Annotated in this window: 16 protein-coding genes; 5 read left to right on the forward strand and 11 right to left on the reverse strand. The window is 63.4% G+C overall.

The genetic code is table 11. From position 1 onward, the window contains the following. The 4 genes from ACT6Q8_RS19035 to ACT6Q8_RS19050 all read right to left on the reverse strand — a co-directional run bounded on the left by ACT6Q8_RS19035 (position 1) and on the right by ACT6Q8_RS19050 (position 5212). Positions 1-2124 (reverse strand): sodium-translocating pyrophosphatase, encoded by a 2124-nt coding sequence (locus ACT6Q8_RS19035; RefSeq protein WP_444733673.1) that lies wholly within the window; start codon positions 2122-2124, stop codon positions 1-3. Between the two features lie 447 nt (positions 2125-2571). Beyond that, entirely contained in the window at positions 2572-3036 is a 465-nt protein-coding gene (locus tag ACT6Q8_RS19040) for a flagellar basal body-associated FliL family protein (protein ID WP_054167692.1), read from the reverse strand. A gap of 172 nt (positions 3037-3208) precedes the next feature. Further along, positions 3209-4003: a 2-keto-4-pentenoate hydratase gene (locus ACT6Q8_RS19045; RefSeq protein WP_444733672.1), complete on the reverse strand. Its 795-nt coding sequence runs from the start codon at positions 4001-4003 to the stop codon at positions 3209-3211. A 105-nt stretch (positions 4004-4108) separates the two neighbouring features. Then, positions 4109-5212 (reverse strand): LacI family DNA-binding transcriptional regulator, encoded by a 1104-nt coding sequence (locus tag ACT6Q8_RS19050; RefSeq protein ID WP_444733671.1) that lies wholly within the window; start codon positions 5210-5212, stop codon positions 4109-4111. A 246-nt stretch (positions 5213-5458) separates the two neighbouring features. Between ACT6Q8_RS19050 and ACT6Q8_RS19055 the strand changes: the two genes are divergently transcribed. Continuing rightward, positions 5459-6820: a pectate lyase family protein gene (locus ACT6Q8_RS19055; RefSeq protein WP_444733670.1), complete on the forward strand. Its 1362-nt coding sequence runs from the start codon at positions 5459-5461 to the stop codon at positions 6818-6820. Between the two features lie 31 nt (positions 6821-6851). Here ACT6Q8_RS19055 and ACT6Q8_RS19060 read toward each other — a convergent pair whose 3' ends face one another. From ACT6Q8_RS19060 to ACT6Q8_RS19070, 3 genes are all read right to left on the reverse strand, one after another. Then, on the reverse strand, positions 6852-7379 hold the full coding sequence (locus ACT6Q8_RS19060) for a PepSY domain-containing protein (RefSeq protein ID WP_444733669.1): 528 nt from the start codon (positions 7377-7379) through the stop codon (positions 6852-6854). Between the two features lie 86 nt (positions 7380-7465). Continuing rightward, entirely contained in the window at positions 7466-8107 is a 642-nt protein-coding gene (eda, locus tag ACT6Q8_RS19065; RefSeq protein WP_444733668.1) for a bifunctional 4-hydroxy-2-oxoglutarate aldolase/2-dehydro-3-deoxy-phosphogluconate aldolase, read from the reverse strand. A 189-nt stretch (positions 8108-8296) separates the two neighbouring features. Next, a complete protein-coding gene (locus tag ACT6Q8_RS19070; RefSeq protein ID WP_444733667.1) occupies positions 8297-11170 on the reverse strand; it encodes a TonB-dependent receptor in 2874 nt (957 codons plus the stop codon). Between the two features lie 263 nt (positions 11171-11433). Between ACT6Q8_RS19070 and ACT6Q8_RS19075 the strand changes: the two genes are divergently transcribed. Continuing rightward, positions 11434-12453 (forward strand): PfkB family carbohydrate kinase, encoded by a 1020-nt coding sequence (locus tag ACT6Q8_RS19075; protein ID WP_444733666.1) that lies wholly within the window; start codon positions 11434-11436, stop codon positions 12451-12453. 239 nt (positions 12454-12692) lie between these two features. Here the strand turns inward: ACT6Q8_RS19075 and ACT6Q8_RS19080 are convergent, their stop codons facing one another. Beyond that, entirely contained in the window at positions 12693-12884 is a 192-nt protein-coding gene (locus ACT6Q8_RS19080; RefSeq protein WP_156344553.1) for a hypothetical protein, read from the reverse strand. Between the two features lie 109 nt (positions 12885-12993). On the opposite strand from ACT6Q8_RS19080, the gene ACT6Q8_RS19085 reads away from it, so the two are divergent. Then, the gene (locus ACT6Q8_RS19085) at positions 12994-14007 is read left to right on the forward strand and encodes an agmatine deiminase family protein (protein ID WP_444733665.1); all 1014 of its coding nucleotides are present in this window, start codon (positions 12994-12996) and stop codon (positions 14005-14007) included. Positions 14008-14047: 40 nt separating this feature from the next. Here ACT6Q8_RS19085 and ACT6Q8_RS19090 read toward each other — a convergent pair whose 3' ends face one another. Genes ACT6Q8_RS19090 through ACT6Q8_RS19100 form a run of 3 tightly spaced genes read right to left on the reverse strand, consistent with a single transcriptional unit; the run spans position 14048 to position 17025 of the window. Further along, positions 14048-14920 carry a carbohydrate ABC transporter permease gene (locus tag ACT6Q8_RS19090; protein WP_444733664.1) on the reverse strand — a complete coding sequence of 291 codons (873 nt, stop codon included), beginning with the start codon at positions 14918-14920 and terminating at the stop codon, positions 14048-14050. Beyond that, positions 14917-15810 carry a carbohydrate ABC transporter permease gene (locus tag ACT6Q8_RS19095; RefSeq protein WP_444733663.1) on the reverse strand — a complete coding sequence of 298 codons (894 nt, stop codon included), beginning with the start codon at positions 15808-15810 and terminating at the stop codon, positions 14917-14919. The genes ACT6Q8_RS19090 and ACT6Q8_RS19095 overlap by 4 nt, the downstream gene beginning before the upstream one ends. A 12-nt stretch (positions 15811-15822) precedes the next feature. Beyond that, positions 15823-17025 (reverse strand): ABC transporter ATP-binding protein, encoded by a 1203-nt coding sequence (locus ACT6Q8_RS19100; protein ID WP_444733662.1) that lies wholly within the window; start codon positions 17023-17025, stop codon positions 15823-15825. An 83-nt stretch (positions 17026-17108) separates the two neighbouring features. Here ACT6Q8_RS19100 and ACT6Q8_RS19105 point away from each other — a divergent pair, with 83 nt between their 5' ends. Continuing rightward, positions 17109-18662 (forward strand): UxaA family hydrolase, encoded by a 1554-nt coding sequence (locus ACT6Q8_RS19105; protein ID WP_444733661.1) that lies wholly within the window; start codon positions 17109-17111, stop codon positions 18660-18662. Further along, the gene (locus tag ACT6Q8_RS19110) at positions 18662-20113 is read left to right on the forward strand and encodes a mannitol dehydrogenase family protein (protein WP_444733660.1); all 1452 of its coding nucleotides are present in this window, start codon (positions 18662-18664) and stop codon (positions 20111-20113) included. Before ACT6Q8_RS19105 ends, ACT6Q8_RS19110 begins: the two co-directional genes overlap by 1 nt. The last annotated feature ends 25 nt before the right edge of the window (positions 20114-20138 follow it).

Here is a 20138-nt window from a genome sequence, read left to right on the forward strand (position 1 = left end):
TTAGCCGTGGGCCAGGATGGCCAGCAGCAGCAGCGCCACGATATTGGTGATCTTGATCATCGGGTTCACGGCGGGGCCTGCCGTGTCCTTATACGGGTCACCCACGGTGTCACCGGTCACGGCTGCCTTGTGCGCGTCTGAGCCCTTGCCGCCATGGTGGCCCTCTTCGATATATTTCTTGGCATTGTCCCAGGCGCCGCCGCCCGACGTCATGGAGATGGCGACGAACAGGCCCGTGACGATGACGCCCAACAGCATGGCGCCGACGGCGCTGAACGCCGCGCCCTTGCCCGCGATGGCCGCGATCAGGAAATACAGAACCACCGGCGCCAGCACCGGCAGCAGCGACGGGATGATCATCTCCTTGATGGCGGCCTTGGTCAGCATGTCGACCGCGCGGCCATAGTCCGGCTTGGACGTGCCGGCCATGATGCCCTTATCCTCGCGGAACTGACGCCGCACCTCTTCCACCACGGAACCGGCGGCGCGGCCCACGGCGGTCATGCCCATCGCGCCGAACAGATAGGGCAGCAGGCCGCCCAGGATCAGACCGACGACGACATAGGGGTTGGCGAGGCTGAAATCGACCGTCACTCCGTCGAAATAGGGGTAGGTGCCGGCATTGGCGATGAAGAACTTCAGATCCTCATTATAGGCCGCGAACAGTACCAGCGCACCCAGACCGGCAGAGCCAATGGCATAGCCCTTGGTCACGGCCTTGGTGGTGTTGCCCACGGCGTCCAGTGCATCGGTGGTGACGCGCACATCCTTGGGCAGGTCAGCCATTTCGGCGATGCCGCCGCCATTGTCGGTGACGGGGCCATAGGCATCCAGCGCCACGACCATACCGGCGACCGCCAGCATGCTGGTGACCGCAATGGCAATGCCGAACAATCCTGCCAGCAGGAAGCAGGCAATGATGGCGACACAGATCACCAGGGCCGGCAATGCGGTCGATTCCATCGACACGGCCAGACCCTGGATGACATTGGTGCCATGGCCCGTGGTGGAGGATTGGGCCACCGACTTCACGGGGCGGTAATTGGTGCCCGTGTAATATTCGGTGATCCAGACGATCAGGCCGGTAACGGCCAGACCGATCAGGCCGCAATAGAACAGGTGCCGGCCCGTGAAGGTGACCCCGTCACCCGTGGTGAACACGGTCTGGAACCCTTCGGGCAGCACATACTGCGTCACGCCGGCGATGGCGACCAGCGACAGCAGACCGCAGGCGATGAAGCCCTTGTAGAGCGCGCCCATGATGTTGTTGGACGGACCCAGCTTCACAAAATAGGTGCCGATGATGGAGGTGATGATGCACGCCCCGCCAATGGCCAGCGGATAGACCAGGGCCGAGGCCAGGACACCCTGACCCGCAAAGAAGATGGAGGCCAGCACCATGGTGGCGACCACGGTCACGGCATAGGTCTCGAACAGGTCGGCGGCCATGCCGGCGCAGTCGCCGACATTGTCACCGACATTATCGGCGATCACGGCAGGGTTGCGGGGATCATCTTCGGGAATGCCGGCTTCGACCTTGCCCACCAGATCTGCGCCCACGTCGGCGCCCTTGGTGAAGATGCCGCCGCCCAGGCGCGCGAAGATGGAGATCAGCGAGGCGCCGAAGCCGAGCGCCACCAGCGCGTCGATCAGTTCGCGGCCAGTGACGCCCATGGAGGTCAGCACGAAATAGTAGCCGGCAACACCCAGCAGGGCGAGGCCCGCCACCAGCATGCCCGTCACTGCACCGGCGCGGAACGCCAGCGACAGGCCCTGCGCCAGCCCCTGACGCGAGGCCTCTGCCGTGCGGACATTGGCGCGCACGGAGATGTTCATGCCGATATAGCCAGCGGCGGCGGACAGGACCGCGCCGATGATGAAGCCGATGGTCACCTTGACGCCCAGCAGCACACCCACCAGCACCGCGATCACGACTCCGACAATGCCGATGGTCGTATATTGACGGTTTAGATAGGCACCCGCACCGATCTGAATGGCGTGGGCGATTTCCTGCATGCGGGCATTGCCCGGACTGGCGGAGAGCACGGCACGGGCCGTTACCAGCCCATAAAGAATGGCCAGCACCCCACATGCCAGCACGAAGTACAGCACTTGCGTGGTCATGTCGTTTCCTTACCCTGTTGAAGATGCCGCTTCTGTTTTTCTGACCGGACGGCCGGCGGCATTAGGCGGACGCAAGCATGCCATGCGCTTTTGAATGCGGCAATACGCCACCATTAACCAGACTTGCACTTTGCACTGCGGCATTGCAGTGCGGGATGATTCGGACGCGGGTGCGGCAGTATCCGTGCAACGATGTGAAACAAAAAATAAAGGTGTGTTTCAGGAGCGCGCACCCTTCCCGCTCCGAAAGCCATTGGCTCCGGATGGGTGCAGACGCAACTGTGGTGTTGATAAGGGTATTATAGCAGGAAGGCGGCCAGAGGTCAGCAGTGCCGACGCGGCGCGTATCGGTTCATCAAACATATTCCGTTAACCGGAACTACTTCTTCCTTCGTCATCCCGGCGCAAGCTGGGATGACGAAAGGGGGGCGCTGTTACAGACAATCCCTAATAAACCGGCCGCTGGCTGACCGACTGGATCAGCACGTCATGCACGATGCCGGGGCCGAGGACCTTGTCCGTGGTTTCCATCAGCTTGGTCTTCAGGGCGGGAATGTTCAGGACCTGGCCGTCGATCACCTGCCCCTTGTCGATGCCGCCATAAAGGGCCTGGACATAGGCATCGATCAGACGCGGGCTTTGCACGCGGACCTGTTCGCGGATCGTGTCGTCATCCACTTCCAGGCTGACGGTGACCATGATGTTCTGTTCCACGGTCTTGGCACCCATGACGGGAACAATCATCGGTCCCACCTGCACGAAGACGGGGGGACCCGTGCGCTCCTTCTTCTTGGGCGCTTCTTCCGCATGCTCGCCTTCCTTGTGCGGCTTCGGCCCGAACATGACATAGCCGCCGACACCGGCGCCGATCAGCACCAGCAAAGCCAGGACAAGCAGGATGATTTTCTTCATGGAACAGACGCCTCTTCAACAGACAGACGCATTATAGCACCCCAGTGCCCGCGCCCAAGAGCGCCAATTCCGGGAAGGTGCTGCGCCCCGCTGAATTGAACGTTGTTCATTCAATGTTTGAAGTCAAGCGAAGGTTGGGAGCAACGCCCGCCCCCCAACCTTCGTGACCGGTTCAGCGCGGCTGTGCCTGGACGGTCCGCACCTTGATCTGACCGCCTGGCGCGAAGGTGACGGTGGAAGACTGGCCCAAGGCGATGTCATGGATACCCGTCACGGCCCCGGTGGTGATCAGGGTGCCTGCCGGCAGGGCGATGCCGCGTGCCCGGCAATGGGCCAGGAGGAAGGCGACGGCCTGGACCGGCGTGCCTGGGATGCTGGCAAAGCTGCCCGTGCCGACCACTTCGCCTTCGATCCGGGTTTCCACGGTCAGGCTTTCAGGTGCCGCATCGGCCCAGCCCTTCAGTTCGGGACCCACGATCAGGCCGGCATTATTGCCGAAATCACTGACCACGACGGTGGGGCCCAGCTTGTTGATGGTGGCCAGCGGGCTGCCGGCCAGTTCGATACCGGCATGGATGGAACCGATCAGGGACTTCGCCTCCGCCTCATCCGACGGGCCGCTGGCCGGCATGTCGGCGCCCAGCTTCACCACGAACTCCCCCTCAACCGCAGCGAAGCCGCCGGGAATGACGGGAAGGTCGATCACCTGACCCTCGTTGTAATCCCAGACATTGCCGTCAAACACGGGACCGGCCAGACGCATGGCCCCCAGTTTCTCCCGGAAGGCCGGCGGCACCATGCCGATCTTCCAACCGCGCACCGGCGTGGGCCAGAGCGACCGCGCCACATCTTGAATGTCATAGGACTGGGTCAGGTGATCGGGGATTGTGCCGGGATAATCCGGCAGGGCGGTCGCGGCGCGACGGGCAGCGACGAAACGCTGGGCGATTTCCTGGGCGGTGGACACCGTCATAACTCCTGAAATATGGGATATATCAGGCGCCATCCTATGATGACACCGGTTTCCATGCAAGGCGACAGGAGCCGTGGGATGAACCCACGGCCCGAACCATCAGGCCTTGGGCGGCGCGCTGCTTTCGCGGACCACCAGATGCGGCTGGAAAATCGTCTCGCGCAGCTTGGCGTCGGGCTGTGCGATACGCTGGATCAGCTTTTCCGCCGCCACGCGCCCCATGTCGCGGACGGGGGAGCGCACTGTCGACAGGGCGGGGCACATGCGCAGGGCCAGCTGGCTGTCGTCAAAGCCGACAACGGTCAGGTCCTGGGGGATGGCGATGCCCTTCTGATAGGCGATGCGATAGACGCCGGCGGCCATTTCATCGTTACAGGCGAAAATCGCCGTGGGCGGATTCGCCATCGACAGCAGCTTTTCAGCGCATTCCTGGCCGCTTTCAAACGTGTAGGCACCCTGTGCTGACAGTTCGGGGTCCAGCGACAGACCGTGGCGGGCCAAACCGTCAGCGAAACCACGGCGGCGTTCCTGCGCGGATTTATATTGCGGCGTGCCGGCGATATAGCCGATGCGACGATGGCCCAGTTCGACCAGATGGTCGGCCACCTCTGCCGCCCCCTTATAATCCTCATACACGACCAGATGGGCGGCGACATCCAGCGGCACGCAGGCCACCCGGATGAAGCGGCAGCCGATTTCCACCAGCATGGCGGCCAGGGCCTCATCCTCCGACAGAGGCGGCAGCAGGATGACACCGTCCAGCTTCTGCCGTTCCGCGAACTGCCGCATCTCCTTCATATAGGTCGGGCTGGTGCGGATGCAGGGATGCACGACCAGCTCAAACCCGCTTTTGCGGCAGGCCTCCAGAATGCCCGCCTGGACATTCACCACATACTGGCTGTTGGGATTGTCATAGATGATGCCCAGCAGAAAGGAGCGCTGGGACGCCAGTCCGCGCGCCTGCGGGTCCGGCTCATAACCGATATCGTCGATGACCTTGGTGATCTTCTGACGGGTTTCCTCATTCACCAGGGGCGACTGGTTGATGACCCGCGACACCGTCTTCTTCGACACTTCCGCCAGACGGGCCACATCATTGATGGTGGGCCGGCGCTTCAGGTCCCAGATATAGGTCTTCGGCGCTTCCGGCTTTTCGGCCTGTTCGGTCACGGTGGCAGCGTCGGCGGTGCGGGCACGGGGCATGGATGGTGCTGTCCCATTTTGATGTGTTTATCGGCATCAATTGTCCCCCCAGGGGACAATAAGAATGTACTGCACTGTGCGCCAGGATGGCGCAACCCCAAATCAGTCATTGTCCGGGTTTGACGGCAGTGAAAGTCTGCTTTTCATTTGCCGAGCCCCGCAAAATAATGGTAACCGGTGTCAAATCATGTGTAAAGACGGTACGCAAAGCCAGTACCGGCTTCTGTGATAAAAGGGAGTGCCCAGATGAAGATGCGCCCGGCAGCATTTGCTGCCCTGCTGTGCCTGCTGCCCTCCCTTCCGGCTGCCGCCATCGGCCGTGATGTGGCGCCCGCCGCCATTCCGGCCTTTCCGGGGGCCGAAGGGGCCGGTGCCTATGCCATGGGGGGACGGGGGGGACGGGTGTTCATCGTCACCAGCCTGGAAGATGCGGGTCCGGGCAGCCTGCGCGAGGCGGTGGAGGCCAAGGGGCCGCGCATGGTGGTGTTCGCCGTGTCGGGGACCATCCAGCTGAAATCCGATCTGCGCATCAAGAACGATTTCATCACCATCGCGGGCCAGTCGGCGCCGGGCGGTGGCATCACCTTGCGCGATTATCCGTTGATTGTGACGGCCAGCCATGTGGTGGTGCGCCACATCCGTTCCCGCCTGGGCAGTGCGGCGGGGCAGGAAGCCGACGCCGTCACGGTCTTTGATGGCAAGCACATCATTCTGGACCATGTCTCCGCCAGCTGGTCCACCGATGAAAGCTTGTCGCTTTCCTTCAAATGGAAGGAAGGGATGACGGGGCTGGACAATGTGACAGTACAATGGTCGGTGATCGCCGAAAGCCTGAACAAGTCGGTGCATGCCAAGGGCGATCATGGCTATGGCACGCTGGCGCGCGGGTCGTTCGGATCGCGTTTCAGCTTTCACCATAATCTGTGGGCCAGCCACACGGCCCGCATGCCGCGCCCCGGCAATTTTGAAAAGCAGGCGGATGATCCGACCGGCGCCTTCATGGATTTCCGCAACAATGTCTTCTTCAATTGGAAGGGGACGGGCAAGGGCGGGGCGTCCGGCTATAATGCCGATACCGATGCCGTCACGGCCTATAATTTCGTGAACAATTATTATGTGGCGGGGCCTGATTCGAAGGGCGCACATGCCTTTGATGAGAAAAGCCCCGTGGCCAGGGCGTATTTTGCCGGCAACTGGATGAACCATGCAGAGCCGGCGGACCCCTGGTCGCTGGTCACGGGTGTGCAGGCCGATGGCTACCGCCAGTCTGCCCCCATCCCCATGGCGGCGGTGACAACGGAACCCGCCGACGCCGCCTTCCGCGCGGTTCTGGCCAAGGCCGGAGCGGGACGGGTGCGCGACAGTGTGGATGAGCGGATCACGGCAGGCGTGGCCAAGGGCGAGGGCCGGATCATCGACAATCAGGACGATGTCGGCGGCTGGCCGGTGCTGGCGGCGGGAGGGGCACCGGTTGACAGCGACCGTGACGGCACGCCCGATGCCTGGGAAAAGTCGCAAGGCCTGAACCCGACCGATCCGGCGGACGGGGCGACCGACCGGGATGGTGATGGCTATACCAATCTGGAAGAATATCTGAACGGGTTGTGATAAGGGGGCGGGTAAGCCCGCCCCCTTATCATCAGCTCTTGTCGGCCATGACCTGACCGGTGGCGCCATCGACGCGGATGGTGCGGGTGCCGTTGCCGTTAAGCACCTCCACCTCATAGGTCAGGCGGCCATTATCGTGATCGACCTCAGCCTCGATGGCCTTGCCGCCGCCCTTGTTCTCCGCGATGCCGATGGCCTGCGCCAGGCTGGTGGAGGCGGCGGTCAGTTCGCGCGGCTCCACGCCCGCACCCAGCTGCTGCGCCCAGGTGGCCAGGGTCTGCTTGTCGGCTGACGCGATCTTGCCGTTGGAGGCATCGACATCCCAGCGGGTCACGGTCTCGCCGGACACGATATCGATCTGATACAGGCCGACGCTGTTCTTGGTATCGAAATCGACATCCACCGCCTTGCCCTTGCCCTGCTGTTCTGCCTGGGCGATGGCCTGGGTCAGGGAAACCTTGGCCTGACGGAAGGCGGCGATGTCACTGTCGGAGCTGGCGGCCAAAGCTGGGGCGACCAGGACCAGGGACAGGGCGGCGGTGCCGAGAAGCATCTTCATGGTTTGCATCCTCCGGTTAGTGGATGCAGCCTTAACGATACCACGCTGCCCCTGGTTCCGGGCTTACCCCGTTTGAGGCGTTTGTGTTAAACGCCGGGCGTGGCGAACGCGGCCGCCGCGCGGGCATTTTCGGTGATGCCGGCCCAGTCGCCCTCGGCGATCTGCTTGTTGGTGGCGATCCAGGAGCCGCCGACGCCGACGACATTCTTCAGCGCCAGATACCCAGCCACCTTGTCGCGACCGATGCCACCCGTGGGGCAGAAGCGGGCCTGCGGCAGGGGGGCGGAAAGGGCGGCGATGGTGGCTGCACCACCATACTGCTCTGCCGGGAACAGCTTCAGCACCTCAAACCCGTCATCCAGGCGCTCCAGCACCTCGCTGGGCGTGGCCACGCCGGGGATGACCGGCACGCCACAGGCCTTCAGCGGGGCCACCAGGGCCGCCGTCGTAGCCGGGGTCACGATGAAATCCGACCCCGCCGACATGGCGGCATCCAGATCCGATGGCTTCAGGATGGTGCCGGCACCCACGATCAGGCCGGGCACGGCCCGCTTCATGGCGGTGATGGCGTCAAGGGCGGCGGGCGTGCGCAAGGTCACCTCCACCACCGACAGGCCACCCTCCTTCAGGGCCACGGCCAGGGGGGCGGCATCCTCCACCCTTTCGATGGTCAGGACCGGAATGACGGGCGAGCTTTTCAGCAGCAGGGTGAAGGCCTGGATATTCACGTTGGAAGGCTCCCATCAACAGGAAAACGGCCCCGCCTGTGCCGGTGGGGCCGTGATGAGGTCGGAACAGGAGATCAAGGCAATACCGGAGGCGATCATGCATTGCCACCGGTTTCCACGCCGGGCCGCGATGCAGCCCCGTGGGGTCTTCCCCCCGGCTCTGAACGAGCCAGGGGGAAGCGGAGGTCATCAGTACTTGTACTTGGCACCCAGGAAGAACTGGCGGCCATAGTGGACATATTCTTCAGAGTTCTGGCGCTCGCTGGTACCGACCCAGCGCTCGTCGAACTCGTCGGTCAGGTTGATGGCTTCGAACGTCACCGAAATCTGCTCGGAGAAGTTATAGCTGGCCGAGAAGTCCAGGTTGAAGGTCGAGGCCTTGCCACGGATGTCGTTGGCGTTGCCGGGCGAGATCTGGGTCAAATACTCATCACGGAAGGAGCCGGAGACGCGGGCGCTGAAATCGTCGTTCTCATAGTACAGAGTGGCGTTGAACGACTTGGGCGACAGACCGACCAGCGGCTCGCGCACGGTGCGGGTGCCGACGCGGTAATCGATGTCCGACGTCACATAGGTGAAGTTGGCGATACCACCGAAATCATCGAACGGGGCCGGCAGGAAGGTGAACGGCTTCTGCACGCTGATTTCGAAGCCCTTCAGCGGGCCGCCCTTGGTGTTGCCGGCGCGCGTGATGGTGAAGATGCTGTCCATCGTGTTGCCGTTGGCCAGCAGGCTTTCCGGCAGGCCGGTATCACGGAAGGGAATGGTTTCAGAGATGTTCTGGATGTAGCTCTTGATGTCCTTGTAGAACAGACCGACCGACACCAGCGTTTCCTTCTCCGGATACCATTCGAAGGACAGATCGACGGTATTGGCGCGGATCGGGTTCAGGTAGGGATTGCCGCTGCTCAGCGTCTGGTTGGCGTTGGTGATCGAACCGCCCGGCGTCAGCTGCGGCAGATCCGGACGCGACATGACCTTGGCTGCGCCGAAGCGGACCAGGAAATCGTCGATCGGCTCCAGCGACAGGTTCATGGCGGGCAGCGTGTCGTCATACTCACGCTCCACGGTCGCCAGCGTGGTGCCGACATAGCCGGTGGAGGTCAGCTTGGTCTTCACCTGTCGCACGCCGACATTGCCACGCAACGGCATGCCCGCCAGTTCGGTGTTGAAATCGGCCTGGACGAAGGCGCTCAGGCTGCGTTCGCGGGCCTGACGGTTGCTGCCGATGGCGCCCTGGCCATCCTTGGCAACGCGGAAATCGCCATACTGGTTGACGCAGTTACAGTAGAAGCCCAACAGCTCCTCGAACTTGTCGATGGAAGGCACGATCCAGGCGGTGGGCGTGCCGTTCGGAACGCTCAGGTGGCGACCGAAGCCAGACACCAGTTCCGTGAGGCTGGCGAGGTTGGTGCCAGCCGGCAGGGGCACGGCGGCCTCGGTCAGGTTGCCGGTCCCCTGCACCGGGTCCAGCGTGCCATAGCGACGCCATTCCTGGGTCTTGAACTTGTAATCCTTGTGAGCCAGACCCGCCTTCAGGGTCACCCAGTCCTGGGCATCCCACTCGAACTCGCCGCGCATGGTCTGGAAATCGTTATTCGTCTTATTGGGACGGATGCGGATCAGCGACTGATCACCGATGACGGCACCGTTGCGGACCAGACGCGTGGAGGGGCTGAAAATATAGTTGGCGGGGTTGGTGACGTCGAAGCCGTAATTGAAGGCCGGCAGATTCTTGTTGCCGGAATAGTCGTAGCTGTAGCCCTGGACATTGTAGGCTTCCAGCGACAGGGTCGTCTGTTCGGGGTTGTCCTGCACCGAGGAGGACCAGCCGGCGATGCCCTTGAAACGGATCGTCTCGGAGAGTTCCTGGTCCAGGTTGACGGAATATTGCAGGAATTCGGTCTGCAACCGGTCGCGGCGCTGTTCGGTACGGATATCGACGCCGTTGAAGGTGCCCTTGATCAGGTTGCCCAGATCATCATAGGTGGCCTGGGTGACGGTGGTGCCGCCCATGCCGCCCGCGCCGGTGTTGCGGCTGAAGGAGATGGCTTCCAGATACTGTTCCTGGCGCGTGCCCTTCAGATCGGCATAGAGGCCGTCCAGCGTGATGCGCGTCGTCTCAAACGGCTGGAACTGCAGGGCAGCGGTGGCGCCCAGGCGTTCCTGGTCGTAATCCAGGCGGCCATAGCGCGGGATGCGCGGGTGCCAGGCCGACTGTTCGGGCCGGGCACGGTTGCCCGGCGTGTTGGACGCACCACCGCCGCCAAACAGGAAGTTGGCGGTGGCGCTACCATTGCCGCTGGCAGGAATGGTGCCGATCGTGTCGATGCCGCGTTCCCAACGGCCCGTCGAGGAGCCTTCCTCAAGACGGTTGGTCTCCGAGTAGGCGACGGAGAACAGGGCGCCGATCTTGCCATCCGCAAACGTGTCGGAGACCAGCAGGGTGCCGCGCGGGTCCTTCGACTTGGACAGGTCGTTGTAGCCGATCTTGCCGGAGGCCGAGAAAACGAACTTGTTATAGTCGAACGGGCGGGCCGTCTGCAGGTCGACGGTGGCACCCAGCGAGCCTTCTTCGGTCTGGGCCGACGTGGACTTGCGCACCGTCAGGCTGTTGAACAGCTCGGACGCGAAAATCTGGAAGTCGAAGCCGCGGCCACGGTTGGCGCCGCCCGACCCGTCCTTGCCGCCCGTGGTGGCCAGGGCTTCCAGCCCGTTCAGCCGCACGCGGGTGAAGGTGGAGGACAGGCCGCGCACCGTGATCGAACGGCCTTCGCCGCCATCGCGGTCGATGGAGACGCCGGGGATACGCTGCAGCGATTCGGCCAGATTGGTGTCCGGGAACTTGCCGATATCTTCGGCATTGATGACATCGACGATGTCATTCTCGTTCCGCTTCTTGTTGATGGCGCTGGCCAGCGAGCCACGGAAGCCCGTAACCACGATTTCTTCCAGGGCTTCCTGTGCCTGCGCACCCGCAGGGATCAGGCCCGCCAGCATGACCAGGGCCGAGGCGCCGGCGAGACGGCGACGGATGCAGGGCGTACCCGCGAACTTCATCATTGCTTCCTTCCCCTTCAGATTTATCGTTCTGGCCGCACCGATCCGGCCCGCAGCCGGAACGGCAAGCAGGGGGTAGGACGAACGATTTAGGTCTTTATACCAGTCGTCGAAGCCGGTAGGCGTTGACACCGGTGACAGGGCTATTAATGATCCGATCTGACACCGGTGGCAATACGTTTTTGCATTGAGATATCCAAGTTCGTCACAGGATGTGGCACAAATCCCGCAGTAGGCAGGTTTGCATGGTGGAAGGGAGAGACCCGATGACCGGGCGTATCGTGTGTTTTGGTGAATTGCTGATGCGCCTGACGGCGCCGGGCCGGGAAATGCTGCTGCAAAGCCCACGCCTGGACGTCACCTTTGGCGGGGCGGAAGCCAATGTCGCCGTATCACTGGCCCGATTCGGCTGGAACGCTGCCGTGGTCTCCACCCTGCCCGACCAGGGCATTGGCGAGGCCTGCCGGGGTGAACTGCGCCGCCATGGCATCGACACGCGCGGCATCCAGATGCGCCATGGCCGCATGGGCCTGTATTTCCTGACCGTCGGCGCCATGCAGCGCCCATCGGAGATCATTTATGACCGCGCCGGGTCCGCGTTCGCGGTGACGGAGGCCAGCGCCTATGACTGGCCCACGCTGCTGAACGGGGTCGAATGGCTGCATGTCGGCGGTATCACGCCCGCCGTCAGCGAACAGGCGGAGCAGGCCGTGGTCGCCGCGGCCGAAGCCGCCAAGGCAGCCGGCGTCAAGGTTTCCTTCGACTGTAACTACCGCGCCAAGCTGTGGGCCGACCGGGGCGGCGATGCACCGGCGGTGTTTGCCAAACTGGCGTCGTGCGCCGACCTGATGTTCGGGAACGAGCGCGACATCGCCCTGATCCTGGGTGCGGATTTCCACGCCCTTCCCCTGTCGGAGCGGTTCTTGGCGGCGGCAGAACTGGCGTTCAAGACTTGGCCGGGTCTGAAATGGCTGGCCTCCACCATTCGCAGCCATCATGACGTGGACCATCAGGAACTGACGGGCCGTGTCGCCGCGCGGGACCACCGGGTCCATTATTCCCGCACCTACAAGCTGAACGGCATTGTCGACCGCATCGGCGGCGGTGACGCCTTTGCCGCCGGCCTGATTCATGGGCTGGACAAGGGCTGGGCCGCCGATCAGGCCATCAATTTCGCCGCCGCCGCCGCCGCGTTGAAACATTCGGTGCCGGGCGACGCCAATCTGGTGTCGGTGGCCGATGTGATGAGCCTGGTGAATGAGGAAGGGCTGGATGTGAAGCGCTGAGGTGATGGTGCTCCCTCACCCTCCCATCGGCTGACGCCGACGGACCCCTCCCTCTCCCTGCCAAGCGGGCGAGGGGCTAAATCTTCACCCCTCGCCCACGAAGGTGGGAGAGGGAGGGGCTCAAGCCGGACGGCTTGGGAGAGGTGAGGGAAGCACGCCAGAACCCCTGCCCCAAGCCATGCGCGCCGCGCAGCCTTGCCCCGGCGCGTGGCACGGATGGCGCAAAAGCCGTTGCGCAACTATATTACGTCCATCGAAAACAACGATGGAGACACATCATGCGGTACTTTTTCCTGCTTCCTATGCTGCGGCTCGGTGCTTTTTCCCGTTATGCCGCTTCGGTTGAGCAGTACCCGGCCAACCGCCGTGATTGAGGCGGAAAGGCCTGCTTCTTTTAGCAGTTCCCATTTTTCAGTCTGACCAAAAATCATCAGCTGGCCCCCGTTTTTGGACCGGCATGGTTGTCATGACAGCGCCCTGGCGGGTACCCTCGCCGGGGCGTTTTCATGTCCGGCCCAGATCAGAAGCAAGGATCGCATCATGACCCATCCCGCCGCCGAAGGCTTTTACATGCCCGCCGAATGGGCGCCGCATGCGCGTTGCTGGATGGCGTGGCCGGTGCGGGAGGAGACGTTCCCCAACGGCCTGCCCGCCGCGCGTGCCGCCTATGCCGAGGTGGCGAAGGCCATCGCGCAGTTCGAACCGGTAACGATGCTGTGCCCCGACGGGGCGCTGGCCGATGTCTCGCTGGCCTGCGGGCCGGGCGTGTCGGTGCTGCCGGTGCCCTGCTCCGACAGCTGGCTGCGCGATAACGCGCCCAGCTTTGTCGTCAACGGCAAGGGCGATGTGGCCGGCGTGCATTGGGGCTTCAATGCCTGGGGCCGGAACTATGACGATTTTCAGCTGGATACGCAGGTCGGGCGCCTGATCCTGGAGAACCAGGGGCTGAAGCGGTTTGCGGCCCCGCTGGTGATGGAGGGTGGGTCGTTCCATGTCGATGGCGAGGGGACGCTGCTGACGACGGAGGAATGCCTGCTGAACCCCAACCGCAACCCGCATCTGTCGCGGGGCGAGATCGAGGCGCATCTGGCGTCGCATCTGGGCGTGCGGGAATTCATCTGGCTGAACAAGGGCTATGAGCAAGATGAAACCGATGGCCATATCGATGAGATCGCGGCCTTTGTGAAGCCGGGCGTGGTGCTGACCATCGTGACCGACGACACGTCAGATCCGAACTATCCCGTGTTCCAGGATAATGTCGCCCGGCTGAAGGCCGCACGCGATGCGGCGGGCCGCCCACTGGAGGTTGTGACCCTGCGCACACCGGCACGTCAGGAACAGCATGGCGTGCGCCTGACGCTGTCCTACACCAATTTCTACATGGCTAATGGCGGCATCGTCATGCCGCTGTTCGAAGACCCGATGGATGCAGAGGCCATCAGCCTTTTCGGCAAGCTGTTCCCCGACCGCAAGATCATCCCCGTCCCGGCCCTGGATATCGTGCGCGGCGGCGGCGGTATCCACTGCATCACGCAACAGCAGCCGGTGGGGTGAGTTGGGTGTCGCATGCGGGCCAACCCCTTATGCGACAAAACTACCCCTTCACCGAGCCCGATGTGATCCCCTCGACAAAATATTTCTGCGCCAGGAAGAAGACGATCAGGGAGGGCAGCAGGGCGATGGTGGACATGGCCAGGACCTGATTCCAGGCCGTAGCCTCCGTCACATCGATGGCCATTTTCAGCGCCAGGGCCACCGGGTATTTGCCGACCGAAGACAGGTAGATCAAGGGATAGAGGAAGTCGTTCAGGCTCCACATGAACTGGAACAGAGCGACGGAGATGATGGCCGGCATGATCACCGGCACCACCACATGCCACAGCACCTGGAGCGAGTTGCAGCCATCGATGACGGCGGCTTCCTCCATATCGGGCGGGATGCCGCGCAGGAACTGCACCACCATGAAGACGAAGAAGCCGTCCGTGGCGAAGGCGCAGGGCACATAAAGCGGCAGATATGTATCCAGCCAGCCGAATTCCCGGAACATCAGATATTGCGGGATCAGCAGCACACTTTTCGGCAGCAGGATGGTCGCCACCATCAGCGCGAACCAAAGCTGCTTGCCCGGCATGCGAAAGCGCGCGAAGCCGAAGGCCACCAGCACCGATGACACGACCGTCAGCAACACCTTCGGCATGATGAAGGCGAAGCTGTTCAGCAGGTATGTCGCGAAGCTGTATTCGGTGCCGGTGCGCCAGCCCTTCACCACCCCGTCCATGGTCGGTTCCTGCGGCCACAGGCCGGCCGATCCGAAAATCTCATGGTTCGGCTTGAAGCTGGCGGCCACCATCCAGAACAGGGGATAGAGCATGAGCAGCCCCACCCCAATCAGCACGGCGTAGCGCAGCAGGGCACTGAAACGGCCAATCCAGGCGACATCGCGGCGGGGCGCGCTGATCAGGCTCATTCCCCATCCTCCCGCTCATTCCCGTAGAAGACCCAGTATTTGGCAGACGCAAAGGCGATGATGGTGAACAGCGCGATGATCAGGAACAGGGCCCAGGACAGGGCGGCGGCGTAACCGACATTGAAGTACTTGAACGCCTCCTCATAGATCATCAGGGGCAGCAGGTAGGTGGATTTCAGGGGCCCGCCGCCCGTGATGATATAGGGGCCGTTAAACTCCTGAAATGCCTGCACGATCTGCATGATGAAATTGAAGAAGATCACCGGCGTCAGTAGCGGCAGGGTGATGGTGAAGAAGATGCGGGCCTTGCCGGCACCGTCGATGGTCGCCGCCTCATAAAGGTCGGTGGGGATGTTCTGCAGGCCCGCCAGGAACACCACCATGGCCGACCCGAACTGCCAGAGGCGCAGCAGCACGACGGTGAACAGGGCATAGGCAGGCTCCCCCAGCCAGTTCAGCGGCTCTCCCCCTGCCCAGACCAGCACCTGATTGATCAGCCCGTCACCCGCGAAGACATAGCGCCACAGCACGGCAATGGCCACCGACCCACCCAGGATGGAGGGCACGTAATAGGCGGTGCGGAAAAAACCGATGCCCCGCAGTTTGAAATTCAAGACGAAGGCGATGAACAGGGCGAAGGCCAGTTTCAAAGGCACGGTGATGAACACATAGAGGAAGGTGACGCCCAGCGAGCCATGGAACGTGTCATCGCCCGCCATCTGCGTGTAATTGCCCAAGCCCAAAAACCGCGCCTGTTCCACCGGGTCCTGCAGCTGATAGTCCGAAAAGGACAGCAGGAAGGATGCCAGGAAAGGAAAGAGGGTGAAGGTCGCCAGACCGATCAGGAAGGGCGCGATATAGAGATAGCCGGAGACGCGGTTGTCATACATAGGCTAGCCCCCTCACGCCGCCACGACCGCGCGCGCCGCCGGTTCACCCACGGCGCGGCCATCGGCGTCGAACAGGTGGCATTGCGCCAGACGGACGCCGACGCGCAGGCCGGTACCGATGCGCAGCGGTACGTCGCCACTGATCTTTACCACCAGCACCCCATCCGACAGCGACGGCATGCGCAGATGCGCCAATGTTTCCCCACCCAAACGTTCGACCAGATCAATGATGGCGTCAAACTCCACCGCCTGATCATGGTCCATGTCCGCCGGCGTCGGGCCGACACGGAAATGTTCGGGCCGGATGCCCACCGTGACCTTGGCCCCCGGCTTCACCGCCGCGTCATGGCGGGGCAGGCGCAGTGTGGCGCCGTTCAGGCGCACGCTGACGCCGTCGGTTTCCACCGCCTCCACGATCCCATCCATGAAATTCATGGCCGGGGAGCCGATGAAGCCGGCCACGAACAGGTTGGCGGGGTGACGGTACAGCTCGATAGGCGCGCCGATCTGTTCGATCCGCCCGGCATTCAGCACCACGATGCGGGTGGCCAGCGTCATCGCCTCCACCTGATCATGGGTCACATAGATCATGGTGGCGCCCAGCTTGGCATGCAGGCGCGCGATTTCCACCCGCATCTGCCCGCGCAGGGCCGCATCCAGATTGGACAGGGGTTCGTCGAACAGGAACACTTCCGGCTCGCGCACGATGCAGCGGCCAATGGCCACCCGCTGCCGCTGCCCGCCCGACAGGGCGCGGGGCTTACGGTCCAGCAAGGGGGTCAGTTGCAGGATCTCCGCTGCCTTGGCCACCTTCTCCTTGATCAGGGGTTTGGGCAGGCCCGCGATCTTCAGGCCGAAACCCATATTCTCCGCCACGCTCATGTGCGGATAAAGCGCGTAGGATTGGAAAACCATGGCGATGCCGCGTTCGGACGGGTGAACCAGGGTGACATCGCGGTCGCCGATTATGATCGACCCGCCGGTCGGCAGCTCCAGGCCCGATACCAGACGCAGCAAGGTGGACTTGCCGCAGCCCGACGGACCGACAAACACCGTCAGCTCCCCCGGTGCGATTTCCAGGTCCACACCCTTGATCACATCGACGGCGCCGAAGCATTTCGTCACCCCGCGCAGCAATACCCGACCCTTGGCCACGCCCCCTCCCCTGCTTTTATCGGTGGTCGCCCCTTCGGCGATGTCAGCCTTGGATGCCACCTGTCCTCTTGATCTATCCGGTAACCGGTGTCAGTTTCAATCAGCCAGACGCGGGACGCGCCGGAAAGGTGCCGGCTGTCCGCATGCCCGAGGATGACGCCAAGATGAGTTGCGTGCAACCACCCGCACCGCTGCATGACGAGCTTCCGCCCGCCCATATCGTCGATCCCGCCGATAATGTGGCCATCGCCGTCAAGGCGCTGGAGGCCGGCACCCGGATTGAGCTGGGCGCGCACAGCGTCACCCTGCTGTCCGACATTCCGCGCGGGCACAAGTTCGCGCTGCGCCCGTTGAGGGCGGGTGAAGCGGTGCGCAAATATGGCTGGCCAATTGGCGTTGCCACCGCTGGCATTGATACCGGCGCGCATGTTCACAGCCATAATCTGGCCACCGGCCTGTCGGGTACGCTGAGCTATCAGTACGCACCGGCGGGCACGGATGCGGCCTGGACCGCGATGCCGAAGCCTGACCAGAGTTTCATGGGATACCGCCGCCCCGACGGGCGGGTGGGAACGCGCAACGAGATCTGGATTCTGTGTACCGTCGGCTGTGTCGCCCGCACCGCAGAGCGTATCGCGACGTTGGCCAGCCAGCGCTTTGCCGGCAAGGTGGATGGTGTGGTCGCCTTCCCGCACCCGTTCGGCTGTTCGCAACTGGGCGATGATCTGGCCCATACCAAATCCATCATCGCCGCCCTGGCGCAGCATCCCAATGCCGGCGGCGTCCTGCTGCTGGGGCTGGGGTGTGAGAGCAACCAGTTGGACAAGCTTCTGCGCGATGCGCCCGGCATCGACCGGTCACGCCTGCGCGCCTTTACCGCCCAGGCCAGCAGCGATGAGATAGAGGACGGCATCAATGCGGTCGCCGAGCTGGTGGAGATCGCGGCGGGTGACGCCCGCGTGCCCTGCCCTGCCTCCGATCTGGTCATCGGCCTGAAATGCGGCGGGTCGGACGGGTTCAGCGGTCTGACCGCCAACCCCCTGGTGGGCCGCATGGCCGACCGGGTGACGGCGGCGGGTGGCAGCGCCATCCTGACCGAAATCCCGGAGATTTTCGGGGCGGAGGAACTTCTTATGCGCCGGGCCGTTGACGAGACGGTGTTTGACGGCGTCGTCAATGTGGTCAATGGCTTCAAGCAATATTTCCTAGACCATCACCAGCCCGTCTATGAGAACCCGTCCCCCGGCAATATCGCGGGCGGCATCACGACGCTGGAGGAAAAGTCGCTGGGTGCCGTGCAGAAGGGGGGACGCGCGCCCCTGTGCGATGTCATCGCCTATGGGCAGCAGCGGCGGGTCAAGGGCCTGACCCTGCTGGAGGCGCCGGGCAATGACGGCGTTTCCTCCACGGCGTTGACGGCGGCGGGGGCAACGGTGATCCTGTTCACCACGGGGCGCGGCACGCCGCTGGGCTTCCCCGCCCCGACCCTGAAGATCGCGTCCAACAGCGCGCTGGCCCGGCAGAAACCGAACTGGATCGATTTCGATGCGGGCTTGGCCCTGACCGATGCCGGGCTGGACGGGGCGGCGGATGCGATGTGGTCCCTGATCCTGGACACCGCATCAGGCAAGGAAACCCGCGCGGAAAAGAACGGCCAGCGTGAAATCGCCATCTGGAAGAACGGAGTGACCCTGTAATGCCGACCCTGTCCACCGCCAATCTGGACCTGCTGCGCGCCGATGTGGCCCGCCCCGCCTATGACCGGGATGCCGCCGGGATCGGTGTGGTGCATTTCGGGCCCGGCGCCTTCTTCCGCGCGCACCAGGCGTTTTTCTTCGATGAGGCGCTGGCAAAGGGCGGCAACTGGGCCATCTGTGCCGCCGCCCTGCGCAGCACCGATGTGCGCGATGCCCTGCGGCCCCAGGATAATCTGTATATCCTGGCGGAGCTGGAGCGGGAGACGCGGTATCGCGTGATCGGGTCGATCAAGGAAACGCTGGCCGGTCCGGGCGACCGCGCGGCCCTGCTGGACCGGCTGGCCAATCCCGATACCGTCATCGTCACCATGACGGTCACCGAGAAGGGCTATTGCCTGAAGGGCGATGGCACGTTGGATTTCGACCATCCCGATATTGCCCATGATGTGGCCGAGCCGCTGAACCCCGTCAGCCTGATCGGCCATCTGGTTGAAGGGCTGCGTCGCCGGTTCAAGGCGGGGACCGCGCCCTTCACTGTGATTTCCTGCGATAACCTTGTCGATAACGGCCATAAGCTGGGCCGCGCCGTGGCCGCCCTGGCCGAACGGCAGGATGCGGCCCTGGCGGCCTGGATACGGGCGGAGGTCGCCTTTCCGCGCACAATGGTGGACAGCATCACGCCGGCCACCGACGATGCGCTGCGCACCCGCGTGGCCAGTGAAACCGGCCTGTCTGACAATTGGCCGATCCAGCGGGAACGGTTCACGCAATGGGTGATCGAGGATAAGTTCTGCAACGTCCGCCCGGATTTCGCGTCCATAGGCGTGACTCTGACCAATGACGTCAGCGCCTATGACCGCGCCAAGCTGCGCCTCTTAAACGGGCCGCATTCGACGCTGGCCTATCTGGGCTCGCTGGCGGGGTATGAGACGGTGGCCGATACCATGGGTGATGCGGATCTGGCCGGGTTCGTCCGCCGCCTGATGCTGGACGACATCCGCCCCACCCTGAACCAGGATGCGGGCATCGATTATCCCGCCTATATCGACGCCATCCTGGCCCGCTTCGCCAATCCCGGCATCCGGCATCTTCTGTCGCAGATCGCCTGGGACGGGTCGGCCAAGCTGCCCTTCCGCCTGTTCGGCACCATCGCAGAGCGGCTGGCGGCGGGGGCCGCGGTCGATAATCTGGCCCTGCCCGTGGCGGCCTGGATGCATTTCATCCGGAGCAAGGTGGCGGATGGAACCAAGCTGACCGATCCGCTGTCCGATGCGCTGCTGACGATCGGGCGGGCCTGCACCGGCGATGCGCACCGCGATGTCTGCGGCTTCTTCGCGCTGGAACAGGTGTTCCCGGCGGCCCTGACCGGCAATGCCGCCTTCCGCACGGCCTTGGAACGCGCCTATGGCCTGCTGGATGGTGGGGTGAAAGCAGCGTTGCGGGGGATTTGAGGTTTTGAGGAATTCGGGGACGGGA

It is taken from the genome of Niveispirillum sp., assembly GCF_052437035.1.
GTDB lineage: Bacteria > Pseudomonadota > Alphaproteobacteria > Azospirillales > Azospirillaceae > Niveispirillum.

What these genes read in the sequence shown, in the direction of transcription:
- ACT6Q8_RS19105 (WP_444733661.1), top strand. Translation starts at nt 17,109, where the DNA reads ATGCCCGAGGATGACGCCAAGATGAGTTGCGTGCAACCACCCGCACCG.
- ACT6Q8_RS19075 (WP_444733666.1), top strand. Translation starts at nt 11,434, where the DNA reads ATGACCGGGCGTATCGTGTGTTTTGGTGAATTGCTGATGCGCCTGACG.
- ACT6Q8_RS19060 (WP_444733669.1), bottom strand. Translation starts at nt 7,379, where the DNA reads ATGAAGATGCTTCTCGGCACCGCCGCCCTGTCCCTGGTCCTGGTCGCC.
- ACT6Q8_RS19080 (WP_156344553.1), bottom strand. Translation starts at nt 12,884, where the DNA reads ATGATTTTTGGTCAGACTGAAAAATGGGAACTGCTAAAAGAAGCAGGC.
- ACT6Q8_RS19110 (WP_444733660.1), top strand. Translation starts at nt 18,662, where the DNA reads ATGCCGACCCTGTCCACCGCCAATCTGGACCTGCTGCGCGCCGATGTG.
- ACT6Q8_RS19070 (WP_444733667.1), bottom strand. Translation starts at nt 11,170, where the DNA reads ATGATGAAGTTCGCGGGTACGCCCTGCATCCGTCGCCGTCTCGCCGGC.
- ACT6Q8_RS19085 (WP_444733665.1), top strand. Translation starts at nt 12,994, where the DNA reads ATGACCCATCCCGCCGCCGAAGGCTTTTACATGCCCGCCGAATGGGCG.
- ACT6Q8_RS19050 (WP_444733671.1), bottom strand. Translation starts at nt 5,212, where the DNA reads ATGCCCCGTGCCCGCACCGCCGACGCTGCCACCGTGACCGAACAGGCC.
- ACT6Q8_RS19035 (WP_444733673.1), bottom strand. Translation starts at nt 2,124, where the DNA reads ATGACCACGCAAGTGCTGTACTTCGTGCTGGCATGTGGGGTGCTGGCC.
- ACT6Q8_RS19055 (WP_444733670.1), top strand. Translation starts at nt 5,459, where the DNA reads ATGAAGATGCGCCCGGCAGCATTTGCTGCCCTGCTGTGCCTGCTGCCC.
- ACT6Q8_RS19090 (WP_444733664.1), bottom strand. Translation starts at nt 14,920, where the DNA reads ATGAGCCTGATCAGCGCGCCCCGCCGCGATGTCGCCTGGATTGGCCGT.
- ACT6Q8_RS19095 (WP_444733663.1), bottom strand. Translation starts at nt 15,810, where the DNA reads ATGTATGACAACCGCGTCTCCGGCTATCTCTATATCGCGCCCTTCCTG.
- ACT6Q8_RS19040 (WP_054167692.1), bottom strand. Translation starts at nt 3,036, where the DNA reads ATGAAGAAAATCATCCTGCTTGTCCTGGCTTTGCTGGTGCTGATCGGC.